Source organism: Pseudomonas sp. NFACC32-1, from assembly GCF_900101215.1.
Taxonomy (GTDB): domain Bacteria; phylum Pseudomonadota; class Gammaproteobacteria; order Pseudomonadales; family Pseudomonadaceae; genus Aquipseudomonas.
The window spans coordinates 1-14,986 of sequence record NZ_FMUL01000023.1; the positions used below are offsets into that span (position 1 = coordinate 1).

At 61.3% G+C, this 14,986-nt stretch carries 8 protein-coding genes and 2 rRNA genes; 9 read left to right on the top strand and 1 reads right to left on the bottom strand.

Annotated elements, in window-relative coordinates; genetic code table 11:
• The 8 genes from BLP99_RS24685 to BLP99_RS24720 all read left to right on the top strand — a co-directional run.
• A 23S ribosomal RNA gene (locus BLP99_RS24685) occupies window positions 1-228 on the top strand; the annotation flags it as partial.
• A 158-nt stretch (window positions 229-386) separates the two neighbouring features.
• Window positions 387-502 (top strand): 5S ribosomal RNA (rrf, locus tag BLP99_RS24690).
• Between the two features lie 156 nt (window positions 503-658).
• Window positions 659-4,111 carry an exodeoxyribonuclease V subunit gamma gene (gene recC / locus BLP99_RS24695; RefSeq protein ID WP_092182021.1) on the top strand — a complete coding sequence of 1,151 codons (3,453 nt, stop codon included), beginning with the start codon at window positions 659-661 and terminating at the stop codon, window positions 4,109-4,111.
• A complete protein-coding gene (recB, locus tag BLP99_RS24700) occupies window positions 4,108-7,797 on the top strand; it encodes an exodeoxyribonuclease V subunit beta (protein WP_092182024.1) in 3,690 nt (1,229 codons plus the stop codon). The genes recC and recB overlap by 4 nt, the downstream gene beginning before the upstream one ends.
• Entirely contained in the window at window positions 7,794-9,890 is a 2,097-nt protein-coding gene (gene recD / locus BLP99_RS24705; protein WP_072388712.1) for an exodeoxyribonuclease V subunit alpha, read from the top strand. Before recB ends, recD begins: the two co-directional genes overlap by 4 nt.
• Window positions 9,891-10,020: 130 nt before the next feature.
• A complete protein-coding gene (locus BLP99_RS24710) occupies window positions 10,021-10,596 on the top strand; it encodes a regulatory sequestration protein YfiR (RefSeq protein WP_072388710.1) in 576 nt (191 codons plus the stop codon).
• A complete protein-coding gene (locus BLP99_RS24715) occupies window positions 10,593-11,843 on the top strand; it encodes a diguanylate cyclase DgcN/YfiN (RefSeq protein WP_092182027.1) in 1,251 nt (416 codons plus the stop codon). The genes BLP99_RS24710 and BLP99_RS24715 overlap by 4 nt, the downstream gene beginning before the upstream one ends.
• Window positions 11,844-11,914: 71 nt before the next feature.
• Window positions 11,915-12,367, top strand: a complete 453-nt coding sequence (locus BLP99_RS24720) for an outer membrane lipoprotein YfiB (RefSeq protein WP_083568919.1) — start codon at window positions 11,915-11,917, stop codon at window positions 12,365-12,367.
• Here the strand turns inward: BLP99_RS24720 and BLP99_RS24725 are convergent.
• On the bottom strand, window positions 12,364-13,311 hold the full coding sequence (locus BLP99_RS24725) for a LysR family transcriptional regulator (RefSeq protein WP_072388704.1): 948 nt from the start codon (window positions 13,309-13,311) through the stop codon (window positions 12,364-12,366). The two genes, BLP99_RS24720 and BLP99_RS24725, sit on opposite strands and share 4 nt — an antisense overlap.
• Window positions 13,312-13,449: 138 nt before the next feature.
• On the opposite strand from BLP99_RS24725, the gene BLP99_RS24730 reads away from it, so the two are divergent.
• Window positions 13,450-14,976, top strand: a complete 1,527-nt coding sequence (locus BLP99_RS24730) for a CoA-acylating methylmalonate-semialdehyde dehydrogenase (RefSeq protein ID WP_092182030.1) — start codon at window positions 13,450-13,452, stop codon at window positions 14,974-14,976.
• The last annotated feature ends 10 nt before the right edge of the window (window positions 14,977-14,986 follow it).

A 14,986-nucleotide genomic window follows, 5' to 3' on the forward strand; every position in this document is an offset into this window, starting at 1 on the left:
GAACCTCTGGTGTTCCGGTTGTCACGCCAGTGGCATTGCCGGGTAGCTATGTTCGGAAAAGATAACCGCTGAAAGCATCTAAGCGGGAAACTTGCCTCAAGATGAGATCTCACTGGAGCCTTGAGCTCCCTGAAGGGCCGTCGAAGACTACGACGTTGATAGGCAGGGTGTGTAAGCGCTGTGAGGCGTTGAGCTAACCTGTACTAATTGCCCGTGAGGCTTGACCATATAACACCCAAGCAATCTGTCGACTCGACAGAGACCAGATTGCGGTGTTGTGAAGACGAAACGAACCGAAAGTTCGAACGTGCTGCAGGCAACACACAAACTATCGCATACCCATTCGCTGGAACGTGACCGCAAGGCACGCGCTGGCTACCGAATTTCTTGACGACCATAGAGCGTTGGAACCACCTGATCCCATCCCGAACTCAGAAGTGAAACGATGCATCGCCGATGGTAGTGTGGGGTTTCCCCATGTGAGAGTAGGTCATCGTCAAGATTAAATTCCGAAACCCCTATCTGCTGATGCAGGTAGGGGTTTTGTTTTGCCTCCAGGAAAGTTCTTACGACAGACGCGGACCGTTCCCGGCTGTCACAACTGCCCGACAGTGCTAAGGTTCGGCCCTAGCTTATGCTCTTTCCAAGGATGCCTTCTATGCCGGACGCAACGTCCCTCAGCCCTGCTTTCATGGTGGTTCACGGAAATCGCCTGGATGAGTTGCGCAGTCTGGTCATCAGCTTGATGCGGCGGTATCCGCTGGCCCCTCTTGAAAATGAAATCGCACTCGTACAAAGCAACGGCATTGCCCAGTGGCTCAAGCTCGCATTGGCTGAGGATCCGGAAGATGATGGTAGCGGTGGCTGCGGTATCGCAGCTGCCATCGATGTGCAGTTACCAGGCAGCTTCATGTGGCATCTCTATCGTACGGTTTTGGGACGTGACGAAATTCCCGCCAATTCCCTGCTCGACAAGGCCCCGTTGACCTGGCGACTAATGCGTCTCCTGCCGCAATTGATCGAGCAGCCTCATTTCGAGCCACTGCGCCGTTTTCTGACCCACGACACCGACCTGCGCAAGCGTTACCAGTTGTCCGAGCGCCTTGCCGACCTGTTCGATCAATACCAGGTGTACCGTGCCGATTGGCTTGAGGATTGGGCAGAGGGCCGACATCAAACGAGAAATGTGCGTGGTGAAGCCAAGGCGCTTGCACCGGCCAATTGCTGGCAGGCCGAACTGTGGCGAGCCTTGCTACTGGATGTGGGAGAGCAAGGCATGGCTCAAAGCCGTGCTGGCGTGCATCAACGATATATCGAACGGATCAACAGCTTGGAGAGCCCACCCAAAGGCCTTCCAAGCCGGGTCATCGTGTTCGGCATTTCTTCGCTACCCGCCCAGGCCCTCGAGGCGCTCGCCGGTCTGTCACGGTTCAGCCAGGTGCTGCTGTGTGTCCATAATCCCTGCCGCCATCATTGGGCGGATATCGTGGCTGACAAGGACCTGCTACGGCATCAATACAAGCGTCAGGCGCGAAGGGCCGGTATGCCTGCCGTTCTCGATCCGCAAACTCTGCATCAGCACGCTCATCCTTTATTGGCAGCCTGGGGCAAGCAAGGGCGCGACTATATCAACCTGCTCGACAGTTACGACGATCCCAACAGTTATCGTTCTGTTTTTCGAGATGGACGAATCGACCTGTTCAGCGAAGGCAATCCCACGACGCTCCTCAATCAGTTGCAGGATGACATTCTTGAGTTGCGCCCCTTGGATGAAACCCGCGCAACGTGGCCCGCCGTGGATACAGGGCGAGACGGGTCCATTCGGTTTCATGTGGCCCACAGTGCCCAGCGTGAGGTCGAGATTCTTCATGACCAGTTGCTGGCTCATTTCAGTGCGGATCCTACGTTGCGTCCCCGGGATATCATCGTCATGGTTCCGGATATCGACAGTTATGCACCGCATATCCGCGCCGTGTTCGGCCAGCTCGACAGGACGGATCCACGTTTCATTCCGTTCACCCTGACCGACCAGGGGCAGCGCGGAAGGGATCCCTTGCTGATTGCTGTCGAGCATCTGCTGAAGCTGCCCGATAGTCGCTTTCCTGTAAGTGAGATCCTGGATTTGCTGGATGTCCCGGCACTGCGCGGGCGTTTCGGTATCGATGAAGCCGATTTGCCGACCCTGCATCGGTGGATCGAGGGCGCGGGTATTCGCTGGGGCATGAGTGCCGATCATCGTGCCGCGTTGGGACTGCCCGCAGAGCTTGAGCAGAACAGCTGGCGTTTTGGTCTGCGTCGTATGTTGCTGGGGTATGCCGTTGGCAGCTCGGATGCCTATGAGGGAATTGAACCTTACGATGAAATCGGCGGCCTCGATGCGGCATTGATCGGCCCGTTGGTCGCCTTGCTGGATGCTCTGGAAGTCGCTCATCAGGCGCTTACTCAGCCAGCAGCGCCGCAGACATGGGGGGCGCGTTTGCACGACCTGATGCAGCTGTTTTTCCTGGCGGGTAACGAGCATGAGGATCATCTGCTGGCCCAGCTCGAAGACCTGCGCGAAAACTGGCTGGAAACCTGCGAGTCGGTTGGTCTGCAGGATGAGCTGCCGTTGACCGTGGTGCGTGAAGCCTGGCTGGCAGGCCTTGACCAGGGGCGACTGTCCCAGCGTTTTCTCGCCGGAGCGGTGAACTTCTGCACGCTGATGCCAATGCGGGCAATCCCTTTCAAGCTGGTTTGCCTGCTGGGGATGAACGATGGCGATTATCCACGGGCCCAGCCGCCGTTGGATTTCGATCTCATGGGCAGCGACTATCGTCCGGGCGATCGTTCCCGGCGTGAGGATGATCGTTACCTGTTGTTGGAAGCGCTGCTCTCGGCCCGGGAAAAACTCTACATCAGTTGGGTGGGGCGCAGTATTCGCGACAACAGCGAACGACCGGCATCAGTGCTGATAGGACAATTGCGCGATCACATCGCCAGTGGCTGGCGGCTGGGGGGTACTGGTGAGGATCTTCTCGAGGCGCTGACCCTGGAGCACCCTCTGCAACCCTTCAGTGCCCGTTATTTTCTCCAGGGCGATGAGTTGTTCAGTTATGCCAGCGAATGGCGGTTGCTGCACGGCGATCGCAACACGGCTCTCAGCCCGCCTTTACTGGAGCCATATGTGCAGGAAGAACCCCTGAGCCTCGGACAGTTGCAGGATTTCATGCGCAACCCCGTCCGCCATTTCTTCAGCCAACGACTCAAGGTGTTCTTCGAGACCATCGAGGCTCCGCTGGCCGATGACGAGCCTTTCGTTCTCGATGCCCTTGAACGCTACAGCCTGAGTGACAGTTTACTGGAGGCTGCCCTGGCACGTCTGGATCAGCCGGATCTCGCCCTTTCGGCCCACGCCAGGAGGCTTCAGAACAGCGGCCTGTTACCAATGGCCGGTTTTGGTGAATGCCTGCAGCGCGAGCTGATCGAGCCCTTGCCTGACTTGCTCCAGCGTTATCAGCAGATCCTCGCGTCATGGCCTGTACCACTGACCAGCGCCGTGCCGGTCAGCCTTCAGTTGCAGGGAGTGAGTGTCGAAGGATGGCTTAGTGGCCTGCACCAGCGTTCCGATGGCGCCGTCCTTGCCATTACTGCAATACCCAATAGCATCGGCTCTGCGAAGACTCGTAAATGGCATCGTCTCATCCGACCCTGGGTAAACCACCTAGTGGCATGCGCCAATGGCTTGTCGATGACTACCGCACTGGTGGCCAGCGATGACAGCCTGCTATTGCCGCCTTTTGAAGAAACTGTCGCTCAAAGATTGCTCAGCGATCTGCTACAGGCTTGGCAGGCCGGCATGCGCCAACCGTTGCCGGTCGCGGTGAAGACTGCCTTTGCCTGGCTTGGCCAGCCCGAGCCGGTCAAGGCCATGGCGGCTGCTCGGAAAACCTACGAAGGCGATGGGCAGAACTCTGAAGGCGAGCGACGGGAGAGTCCTGCCCTGGCCCGGCAATTTGCCGACTTCGAAGCCCTGATGGCTGAGGAAACGTTTCCCGACTGGTGCAATGCGCTTTATCGGCCGCTGTTCGAGGCTCCATGGCGTTCGGCGGCTGGCGAGGAGGCACGCTCATGAGCCGGCAGACACCGTTGGCCCTGGCGTTTCCCCTGCATGGAAGCCAGTTGATCGAGGCCAGCGCCGGTACTGGCAAGACCTTTACCATCTCGGCGTTATACCTGCGCCTGGTACTGGGTCATGGTGGACCGGCGACCGGGTTTGGTCGCGAGCTGCTTCCTCCACAGATCCTGGTGGTGACCTTTACAGACGCCGCTACCAAGGAGCTGCGTGAGCGTATCCGTACTCGCCTGGCCGAAGCGGCACGTTTCTTTCGTGACGAGATACCGGCCCCGGACTCACTGATCGTCCAGTTGCGCGGCGAATTTGCCGAGGAGCATTGGCCTGCCTGCGCCAATCGGCTGGACATCGCCGCGCAATGGATGGACGAAGCCGCGGTTTCGACCATTCACAGCTGGTGCCAGCGCATGCTGCGCGAGCATGCTTTCGACAGCGGCAGCCTGTTTACCCAGACCCTGGAAACCGACCACAGCGAGTTGCTCGGCGAGGTGTTGCGCGACTACTGGCGGATGTTCTGTTATTCAATGCAAGGCGAGGCGCTGAACTGGGTGCGGGCCCATTGGGGTGGACCGGCTTCCCTGTTGCCGCGAGTGAAGGGACTGTTCGCCAGCGAGCATGGCAATGGCGAGGGACCCGAGCCGGCCGAGCTCATCGCCGCATCGCTACGCGAGCGCAGTGCTGCCTTGCTCGATCTCAAGGCACCCTGGCGGCAATGGGCGGTGGAACTGCTGGAAATCTGCCAGCAAGGTGTTGCCAACAAGCTTGTCGATGCGCGCAAGATGCAGGCTCGCTACTTCGAGCCTTGGTTCCAGAAGATTTCTGCCTGGGTAGAGGACGAAAGCGTCGAGTTGTTGGACATCGGCACCGGCTTCACCCGGCTGACGCCCGAGGGCATGGCGCAGGCCTGGAAGGGAGAGGTGCCCAGTCATCCAGGACTGGACGCCATGGTCGGTCTCAAGGCCAGCCTGGAAGCCTTGCCTACTCCGGATGCCGCAGTGTTGCAACATGCGGCGCAATGGGTTGGGGCGCGTTTCGAGGCGGAGAAGCGCCGACGCGCAGAGATGGGGTTCGACGACATGCTGCTGCGTCTGGATGCGGCGCTGCAGGCCGAAGGCGGCGAGCGCCTGGCGAGCCTGATCCGTGAACAGTTTCCAGTTGCGCTGATCGATGAGTTCCAGGATACCGACCCGGTTCAATACCGGATCTTCGAAAGCATCTACCGTATCGAAGGCAACAACCCTGAAACCGGCCTGTTCCTGATCGGTGACCCGAAACAGGCCATCTATGCCTTTCGCGGCGCCGATATCCACACTTACCTGCGGGCCCGAGTAGCCACCGCCGGCAGGTTGCATACGCTGGGGACGAATTTCCGTTCCAGCCATGCCATGGTGGGTGCGGTAAACCATGTTTTCCAATACGCCGAATCTCGTCCGCAGGGGCGTGGAGCGTTCCTGTTTCGTGAGGCTTCCGGGAACAATCCGGTGCCGTTTTTGCCCGTCGAGTCACAAGGGCGCAACGAGTTCCTGCAGATTGCGGGCCAGGCCGTCACGGCAATGAACATCTGGCACCTGCCATCGGAACAACCGCTTTCCGGCGCGGTGTATCGACAGAACATGGCGGCGGCCTGTGCCAGTGCAATCACGGGGTTGCTCAATGGGGGCCAGGCCGGTCGCAATGGCTTCATGGACCCTGAAAGCGGACTCCGTCGGTTGTTGCCTGCAGACATTGCCATCCTGGTGCGCGACGGCAAGGAAGCGCAGGCCGTGCGAGATGAGCTGTCCGCACGGGGCGTGCGCAGTGTCTATCTATCGGACAAGGATTCGGTCTTTGCCTCGCAGGAGGCGCGCGACCTGCTGATCTGGCTCAAAGCCTGCGCCGAGCCCGATGTCGAACGGCCGCTGCGGGCTGCGCTGGCCAGCATTACCTTGAACCTGCCGTTGACGGAGCTGGAGCGGCTCAACCAGGACGAGTTGGTATGGGAAGCCCGGGTCATGCAATTCCGTGGCTATCGCACGGTTTGGCGGACCCAGGGGGTACTGCCCATGCTCCGGCGGCTGCTGCATGACTTCGAGCTGCCCCAGGCGTTGATGGCGCGCAGCGACGGTGAGCGGGTACTGACCAACCTGCTGCACCTGTGCGAACTGCTGCAGCAGGCCGCCGGAGAGCTGGATGGTGAACAGGCCCTCATTCGACACCTGTCGGAGCACCTGGCGTTGTCCGGACAGGCCGCAGAGGAGCAGATCCTGCGCCTGGAAAGCGATGAGCAACTGGTCAAGGTGGTTACGATCCACAAGTCCAAGGGGCTTGAATACCCGCTGGTGTTTCTTCCGTTCATCTGTTCGACCAAGCCGGTGGATGGTACCCGCTTGCCTCTGCACTACCACGATGAATCGGGAAGGGCGGAGGTCAGTCTCAGGCCCACCGTCGAGTTGATTGCCAGGGCCGACGAGGAGCGCCTGGCCGAGGACCTGCGTCTTCTCTACGTGGCACTTACCCGTGCCCAGCATGCCTGTTGGCTGGGTGTCGCCGATCTCAAGCGAGGGAGTAACAACACCTCGATCCTGCATTTGTCCGCGTTGGGCTATCTGCTGGGTGGCGGAACGCCGCTGGCCGACTCGGTGGAGCTGAAGCGCTGGCTGGAAGACCTGCAACAAGGCAGCGCGACCGTGAGTTGCCAGGAGATGCCCCTGGCGACCGACGAGCATTACCAGCCTCCACGCAGTGAGGCGGTATTGCGCGAACCGCTCAAGCCTGCCCGCAAAGCCAGCGAGAACTGGTGGATTGCCTCCTACAGTGCGCTACGTATCGGTGAAAGCCTGAGTGCGGGCAGTGACGCCGCGCCGGAGGACCCACAAGCCCAGAAACTGTTCGACGACGAGCGACTCGATCCGGAGGCTCCAAGGGCAGTTGCCGTTGCTGGCGGCGATATCCATCGTTTTCCCCGTGGCCCCAACCCGGGCACCTTCCTTCATGGTCTTCTGGAGTGGATCGCGGGCGAAGGATTCGCGGCTGCGCCCTCGGTCATCGAAGACGTCATTGCCCGGCGTTGCAATCGTCGAGGCTGGAAAGGCTGGATCACGACGCTGAATGACTGGCTGCAACACCTCGTGGCCCTGCCTTTGCAGATTGGCAGCAACCAGGCGCCCGTGGTGCTCGCGCATCTGGACCAGTTCCAGGTCGAAATGGAATTCTGGTTCGCCAGCCACAAGGTCGATGTTCTCAAGCTGGATCAACTGGTCTGCCAGTTCACCCACGGTGGCGTGGCCCGCGTCGCCGCGGAACCCGTGCTGCTCAACGGCATGTTCAAGGGGTTCATCGACCTGACGTTCGAGCACGACGGTCGTTATTACGTGGCGGACTACAAATCCAACTGGCTGGGGGCCGATGACGCGGCCTATACCTCGCAGGCGATGGAGCAATCGATCCTGGATAATCGCTACGATCTGCAATACGTGCTGTACCTGCTGGCGCTGCACCGCCAGCTCAAGGCGCGCCTGCCCGATTATGACTACGACCGCCATGTCGGCGGCGCGTTGTACCTGTTTCTTCGTGGCACCCGCGCCACCAGTCAGGGCGTGTATTTCACCAGGCCTGCTCGAGCCTTGATCGAACAACTGGATCGTCTGTTCCAGGGCGTACCCGAGCCCAAGGCCGAGCCGGCATGGGTACAGGGAGAATTGCTATGAGTCGTTCTTTCGCCGATCTGCTGCCCGGCACCTCCGACGACGACAGCCTGGTAGAGCTGTCGCCCCTGAGTCGTGCCGATGACCTGTTGCGGCTGCTGACCCGTTGGGTCGAGCGAGGATGGTTGCGTGCCTTGGACAAGGCGTTCGTCGCGTTCCTCCAGGAGCTGGCGCCCGACGATGATCCACTGGTGCTGCTCGCCGCCGCGCTCACCAGTCATCAGCTGGGGCATGGGCATGTCTGCCTGGACCTGTACGAAACACTCAAGGAACCGGATTTTGCCCTGTCGCTACCCCCCGAGGGCGACCTGCAGGCCGGGGCAATGCTGTTGCCTTCACAGTTACTGCAAACCCTGGACGGGGCTCAATGGTGCAGAACCCTGGCCTCCAGCCGTCTGGTGGCCCTGGCTGCGGACCAGAGCGAGGAGGCAAGGCAGCGCCCGCTGGTGTTGTCAGGTAAACGGCTTTACCTGCGTCGTTACTGGAGCTATGAGCGGCGGATCGACGAGGCGCTGCGGCAACGGCTTGCCGAGCGGGACGCGGCGCCCGATGATCTGCGCGAGCGTCTGGATGGCTTGTTCGGGACGGCTGCCGGCCCGGGGGCGATCGATTGGCAGAAACTTGCCTGTGCCTTGGCCACCCGCGGCGCCTTCAGCATCGTTACCGGAGGGCCGGGAACCGGCAAGACCACCACTGTCGTGCGCTTGCTGGCCTTACTCCAGGCACCCGCCGTCGAGGCCGGCAAGCCGCTGCGCATTCGCCTGGCCGCGCCCACCGGCAAGGCCGCGGCACGCCTGACGGAGTCCATCAGCCAGCAGGTCCTGAGCCTGGAGGTGAGCGCCGCCGTACGCGAGCGCATTCCCTGCGACGTGACCACCGTCCACCGTCTGTTGGGCAGTCGGCCCGGGACCCGTCATTTCCGCCACCATGCGGGTAACCGGTTGCCATTGGATGTGCTGGTGGTCGATGAGGCCTCCATGATCGACCTGGAGATGATGGCCAATCTGCTGGATGCATTGCCGGCCCAGGCCCGTCTGGTGCTGTTGGGAGACAAGGATCAACTGGCCTCGGTGGAGGCCGGTGCGGTCCTGGGGGACTTGTGTCGAGACGCCGAAGAGGGCTGGTACACGCCCCGGACTCGGGCCTGGCTTGAATCGGTCAGCGGCGAGAACCTGGCGACCAGTGATCTGCAGCAGGACCTCGACGGCACCCATCCGTTGGCCCAGCAAGTGGTCATGCTCAGGCATTCACGACGCTTCGGCGAGGGCAGTGGTATCGGCCAACTGGCTCGCTGGGTCAACCAGCAGCAAGCCGAAAAGGCTCGCCAGCTCCTGCAGGGCAAGCAGTATGCCGATCTGTTCTCCCTGGCGCTGAAGGGGGAGCACGATGATGGGCTGGAGCGCTTGCTGCTCGAGGGGCGCACGGAGGGCCCCCAGGGGTACCGACACTACTTGAATGTGTTGCGACAACGGCGCCCGGACACTTCCCGCCCCTTGGACGACCATTGCTGGGCCGACTGGGCTCGGGAAGTCCTGTCGGCATTCGATGCTTTCCAGTTGCTCTGTGCCGTGCGCAAGGGCCCGTGGGGTGTCGAAGGGTTGAACCAGCGGATCACTGCCGCGTTGCTCAAGGCCCGTCTTATCGACAGCGATCACCACTGGTACGAAGGGCGCCCGGTGTTGATGACCCGCAACGATTACGGGCTGGGGCTGATGAACGGTGATATCGGCATTGCCCTCAGGTTGCCCGAGCGTGAGGGGCCGGAGGCGGGCAAGCAGGTCCTGCGGGTCGCATTCCCTCGTAACGATGGGCGAGGTGGTGTGCGTTTTGTCCTGCCCAGCCGCTTGAATGACGTGGAAACCGTCTATGCCATGACGGTGCACAAGTCCCAGGGCTCGGAGTTCACCCATACGGCCTTGATCCTTCCGGATGCGCTGAACCCTGTGTTGACCAAGGAGTTGGTATACACGGCCATTACCCGTGCCAAGCAGTGGTTCAGCCTGATCGAACCCCGGGCGGGCGTGTTCGAGGAAGCGGTTCGGCGCAAGGTCAAGCGGCTGAGCGGGTTGATGCTGGATCTGGATCGGGACGACTGAATGATTCGGCTTTCTTAGGTCGGTCGCGATTCTGCCTGCTTCTGTCAGAAGAGACGTAGGACGCTGTCTCGCTGGGTTTTTGGCACTGTGCTATCGTTCCGGCATTTATCGGACCGACAAGAGATTCTTCATGGATGTGGCTGGTCGAGAGGCGGCGCGCAGCAAGGGTTGGAAGCATTACTTGCTTGCCAGTCTTCTGGGCCTGTTGCCGCCTGTGATCGCTGCTCAGGATCAGGCAACCACGACCAGGGCTGAACAGCGAGCCGAGTCGGTGACCCAGGTGGTATTGGGCATTCTCAGCTATGCCCGATGGCCGGTGGAGCCCACGCAGTTGCAACTGTGCATCGTCGGGCCGACCCAATATACCGATGACCTGGTCAAGGGGACCGCCCAGGCCACGGGCCGACCGGTCACCGTCCAGCGTCTGTTGGCAGATCATCCCGGCATCGCGACCGACTGTAACGCGGTCTATGTGGGACGGCTCACCAGCGAGGAGCGCACCCGTCTGTACGCCTCCTTGATCGGCAAGCCGGTCTTGAGCATCAGCGAAGGAGGCGACCCATGCACCGTGGGCAGTCTCTTCTGCCTGCGGGTGGGTGACGAGCAGGTGTCGTTCGAGGTCAATCTCGATTCCGTGGCACGCAGCGGCGTGCGTATCCATCCCAGTGTCTTGCAGCTTTCCCGACGCAGGCCGGCGGCACCATGAGCCTGTCCACCCCAAGGATTCTTCCTACCCTGGGCTCGGTCATCGGGCGCGGTCACTTGATCGTCGCGTTGGTGGCGATCGCCATGGCCAGCATTTCCCTGACCTTGCTCGGTGTCCTGGCGCTGCGGGTATACGCCGACCACAACCTGCACCTGATCGCGCGTTCGATCAACTACACCGTGGAAGCGGCCGTGGTGTTCGATGACTCGGCTGCCGCCACCGAAGCGCTGGCCTTGATCGCCAGCACCGAAGAGGTGGCCGACGCCCAGGTGTTCAATGAACACGGTCGCTTGCTGGCGCGCTGGCAACGACCGGAAACCGGCTTGTTGTCTGATCTGGAAATGCACATCGCCAAGGCCTTCCTTGGGAAGCCCATCAGCCTGCCTATTATTCACCAGGGCCAGGCCATCGGCAGCGTCCTGCTGGCGGGGCACGGCGGCAGCCTGTTGCGCTTCCTGCTCAGCGGCCTGGCGGGGATCATCCTCTGCACGGCGGTCAGTGCATGGATGGCGTTGTACCTGGCCCGGCGTCAGTTGCGGGCGATTACCGGCCCTTTGCGTTGCCTGGCGGAAGTGGCCCACGCCGCGCGCAGCGAGCGGGCCCTGGACCGGCGGGTACCACCGGCCGCCATCGCTGAGCTGGATAACCTGGGCAATGACTTCAATGCACTGCTCGCCGAACTCGAATCCTGGCAGACCCACCTGCAAAGCGAAAACGAAAGCCTGGCCCACCAGGCCAGTCACGACAGCCTGACCGGATTGCCCAACCGGGCGTATTTCGAAGGCCGGCTGATTCGCGCCCTGCGTAACGCCAGCAAGCTCGACGAGCAAGTGGCCGTGCTGTACCTGGACAGTGATCGGTTCAAGGGGATCAACGACAATTTTGGTCACGCTGCGGGAGATGCGGTGCTGACGGCTGTGGCAACCCGGGTCCGGGCGCAGTTGCGTGAGGATGACCTGGTGGCGCGGCTGGGCGGGGATGAATTTGCCGTGCTGCTCTCGCCGTTGCACAAGCTGGAGGATGCCGAAATGATCGCTGAGAAAATCATCGCCAGCATGGAAATGCCGATCCAGTTGCCCGGCAATGCCTCGGTGCTGACTTCCCTGAGCATCGGCATTGCGGTGTATCCCGAGCATGGCACCACTCCAGGCGCCTTGTTGCATGCCGCCGATGCAGCGATGTACCAGGCCAAGCGTCTCGCCCGGGGAGGGCGACATTCGTCGGGGGCGGAGCACCCCGTTGCTTAACCACAATCAGGAGCCAATCCGTGCGTTCATTTTTCCAATCCAGCCTGCGACGGTCCTTCGTATTTCTGTTCATGGCCATCCTGGCCATGGGTGGTTGCCAGACCACACCGCCGAAAGGGCTGACTCCGGCGCAAATCACCGTATTGAAGGAGCAAGGCTTCAAACTGACCGATGAGGGTTGGGCGTTCGGCCTGTCGGGCAAGGTGTTGTTCGGCAGCGACGTGGAAACCCTCAACCCGGCCAGTACCGAGATCGTCGAGCGGATTGGCAAGGCCCTGCTGGGGGCTGGCATCGAACGGGTACGCGTCGATGGCCACACCGACGCATCTGGCTCCCAGGCGTATAACGAACAATTGTCGATACGGCGCGCCAACAGCGTCGGCAAGGTCCTGACCAGTGTCGGCATGCGCGAAGAGAATATCCAGCTGCGCGGCCTGGGCAGCAGCAAGCCAGTGGCCTCCAATGACACGGCCAGCGGGCGTACCGAGAACCGTCGAGTCGCCATCGTGGTCATCGCCGACTAGTCGGCGAACACCATCTCCCGGCTGTCTCCCATCAGCAGCGACCGGTTCTGTTCGGTCACTTCGCGAATGTAATCCCACAACAAGGTGATCCGCTTCAACTTGCGCAGATCCTCCCGGCAGTACATCCAGAACTGCCGGGTGACGTTGATTTCCTCCGGTAGCACGGGCAGCAGGTCTGGATCCTGGGCGGCGAGGAAGCACGGCAGGATCGCCAGGGAGCGCCCTTGCTGCGCCGCCACGTACTGTGCGATCACGCTGGTGCTGCGCAGATGGGCATTGGCCCCAGGCAGGACATTCGCCAGGTAGAGCAGCTCGGAACTGAATGCCAGGTCGTCGACGTAACTGATGAACGAATGCTTGCCCAGATCCGCCGGGCGCTGGATGGGTGGGTGATTATCGAGATACGACTGGGTAGCGTAGAGCTGCAAGCGGTAATCACACAACTTGCAACACACGTACGGGCCGTGTTCGGGGCGCTCGAGCGCGATGACGATGTCGGCTTCTCGCTTGGAGAGGCTGATGAAGTGCGGCAGCGGGAGGATGTCCACCGAAATGGCCGGGTAGGCATCGACGAAGTGGCTCAGTTGCGGCGTGATGAAGAAACTGCCGAAGCCCTCGGTGCAGCCCATGCGCACGTGGCCGGACAATGCGACGCCAGACCCCGAAACCTGCTCGCAGGCCATGTGCAGGGTGCTCTCGATGGACTCGGCGTAGCTGAGCAGGCGCAGGCCTTCGGCGGTGAGCACGAAACCGTTGGTCCGGGATTTTTCAAACAGCAGCGTTCCCAGTGAGGTTTCCAGCGAGCTGATGCGACGCGACACCGTGGTGTAGTCGACAGCGAGGCGTTTGGCCGCCGTGCTGGCCTTGCGGGTGCGGGCCACTTCCAGGAAGAACTTGAGGTCGTCCCAATTCAGCGACCCCAGGGAGGTGATGTTTTTTTGCATGATGGACCGGTTTTTATGTGCGTTCTTATTAGAAGTTTGCACATCTATACTCCAAAAACCGTCTCATCACCAAGGTCTCTGCATACCTTGGCCTTTGCTCGAAACAGCGCTCCCTACAAGAACAATCCGGAGGCCAGCATGAACGTTTCCCTCACGCCCAGCGACACCACCCTGCAAACCGTCAAACTGTTGATCGATGGCGAGTGGGTCGAATCCCGCTCCAATGAATGGCACGACATCATCAACCCGGCCACCCAGCAGGTGCTGGCGAAAGTCCCGTTCGCCACCGCGACGGAGGTCGAGTCCGCCATTGCCGCGGCCCAGCGCGCGTTCCAGACCTGGAAGCTGACGCCCATCGGCGCGCGGATGCGCATCATGCTCAAGCTCCAGGCATTGATTCGCGAGCATTCGAAACGCATTGCCGCGGTGCTCAGCGCCGAGCAGGGCAAGACCCTGGCGGATGCCGAGGGCGATATTTTCCGCGGCCTGGAAGTGGTCGAGCATGCCTGTTCCATCGGCACCCTGCAGATGGGCGAGTTCGCCGAGAACGTCGCCGGCGGCGTCGATACCTACACCTTGCGCCAGCCCATCGGCGTGTGTGCCGGGATTACTCCATTCAACTTTCCGGCGATGATTCCGCTGTGGATGTTCCCGATGGCCATTGCCTGCGGCAACACCTTCGTCCTCAAGCCGTCGGAACAGGATCCACTGTCGACCATGTTGCTGGTGGAGCTGGCGATCAAAGCCGGCGTGCCGGCCGGCGTGCTCAATGTGGTGCATGGTGGCAAGGACGTGGTGGATGCGCTGTGCACCCACAAGGACATCAAGGCGGTTTCCTTCGTCGGTTCCACGGCGGTCGGTACTCATGTGTATGAGCTGGCGGGGCGCCATGGCAAGCGTGTGCAATCGATGATGGGCGCCAAGAACCACGCCGTGGTGCTGCCGGATGCCAATCGCGAACAAACCCTCAATGCCCTGGTCGGTGCCGGTTTCGGTGCGGCGGGCCAACGCTGCATGGCCACTTCCGTGGTGGTGATGGTGGGCGCGGCCAGGCAATGGCTGCCAGAACTCAAGGCCCTGGCACAGAAGCTCAAGGTCAATGCGGGCAGCGAGCCGGGCACCGACATCGGTCCGGTGATTTCCAAGCGGGCCAAGGCGCGGATTCTCGAGTTGATCGAGAGCGGCGTGAACGAAGGCGCGAAGCTGGAACTCGACGGTCGCGACATCAGCGTGCCGGGCTTCGAGCAGGGCAACTTTGTCGGCCCGACCCTGTTTTCCGGCGTGACCACCGACATGCGTATCTACACCGAGGAAATCTTCGGTCCGGTGCTGGTGGTGCTGGAAGTTGACACCCTGGATCAGGCGATTGCCCTGGTCAACGCCAACCCATTCGGCAACGGCACGGGGCTGTTCACCCAGAGCGGTGCGGCGGCGCGTAAATTCCAGAGCGAAATCGACGTGGGCCAGGTGGGGATCAATATCCCGATTCCGGTTCCGGTGCCGTTCTTCAGCTTCACCGGCTCCCGCGGTTCGAAGCTTGGCGACCTCGGTCCGTACGGCAAACAGGTGGTGCAGTTCTACACTCAGACCAAGACCGTCACCGCCCGCTGGTTCGACGACGACAGCATCAATGACGGTGTGAACACCACCATCAACCTGCGTTAAGGAGCCGGAC

What these genes read in the sequence shown, in the direction of transcription:
- BLP99_RS24725 (WP_072388704.1), bottom strand. Translation starts at nt 13,311, where the DNA reads ATGCAAAAAAACATCACCTCCCTGGGGTCGCTGAATTGGGACGACCTC.
- recB (WP_092182024.1), top strand. Translation starts at nt 4,108, where the DNA reads ATGAGCCGGCAGACACCGTTGGCCCTGGCGTTTCCCCTGCATGGAAGC.
- BLP99_RS24710 (WP_072388710.1), top strand. Translation starts at nt 10,021, where the DNA reads ATGGATGTGGCTGGTCGAGAGGCGGCGCGCAGCAAGGGTTGGAAGCAT.
- recC (WP_092182021.1), top strand. Translation starts at nt 659, where the DNA reads ATGCCGGACGCAACGTCCCTCAGCCCTGCTTTCATGGTGGTTCACGGA.
- BLP99_RS24715 (WP_092182027.1), top strand. Translation starts at nt 10,593, where the DNA reads ATGAGCCTGTCCACCCCAAGGATTCTTCCTACCCTGGGCTCGGTCATC.
- BLP99_RS24730 (WP_092182030.1), top strand. Translation starts at nt 13,450, where the DNA reads ATGAACGTTTCCCTCACGCCCAGCGACACCACCCTGCAAACCGTCAAA.
- recD (WP_072388712.1), top strand. Translation starts at nt 7,794, where the DNA reads ATGAGTCGTTCTTTCGCCGATCTGCTGCCCGGCACCTCCGACGACGAC.
- BLP99_RS24720 (WP_083568919.1), top strand. Translation starts at nt 11,915, where the DNA reads ATGGCCATCCTGGCCATGGGTGGTTGCCAGACCACACCGCCGAAAGGG.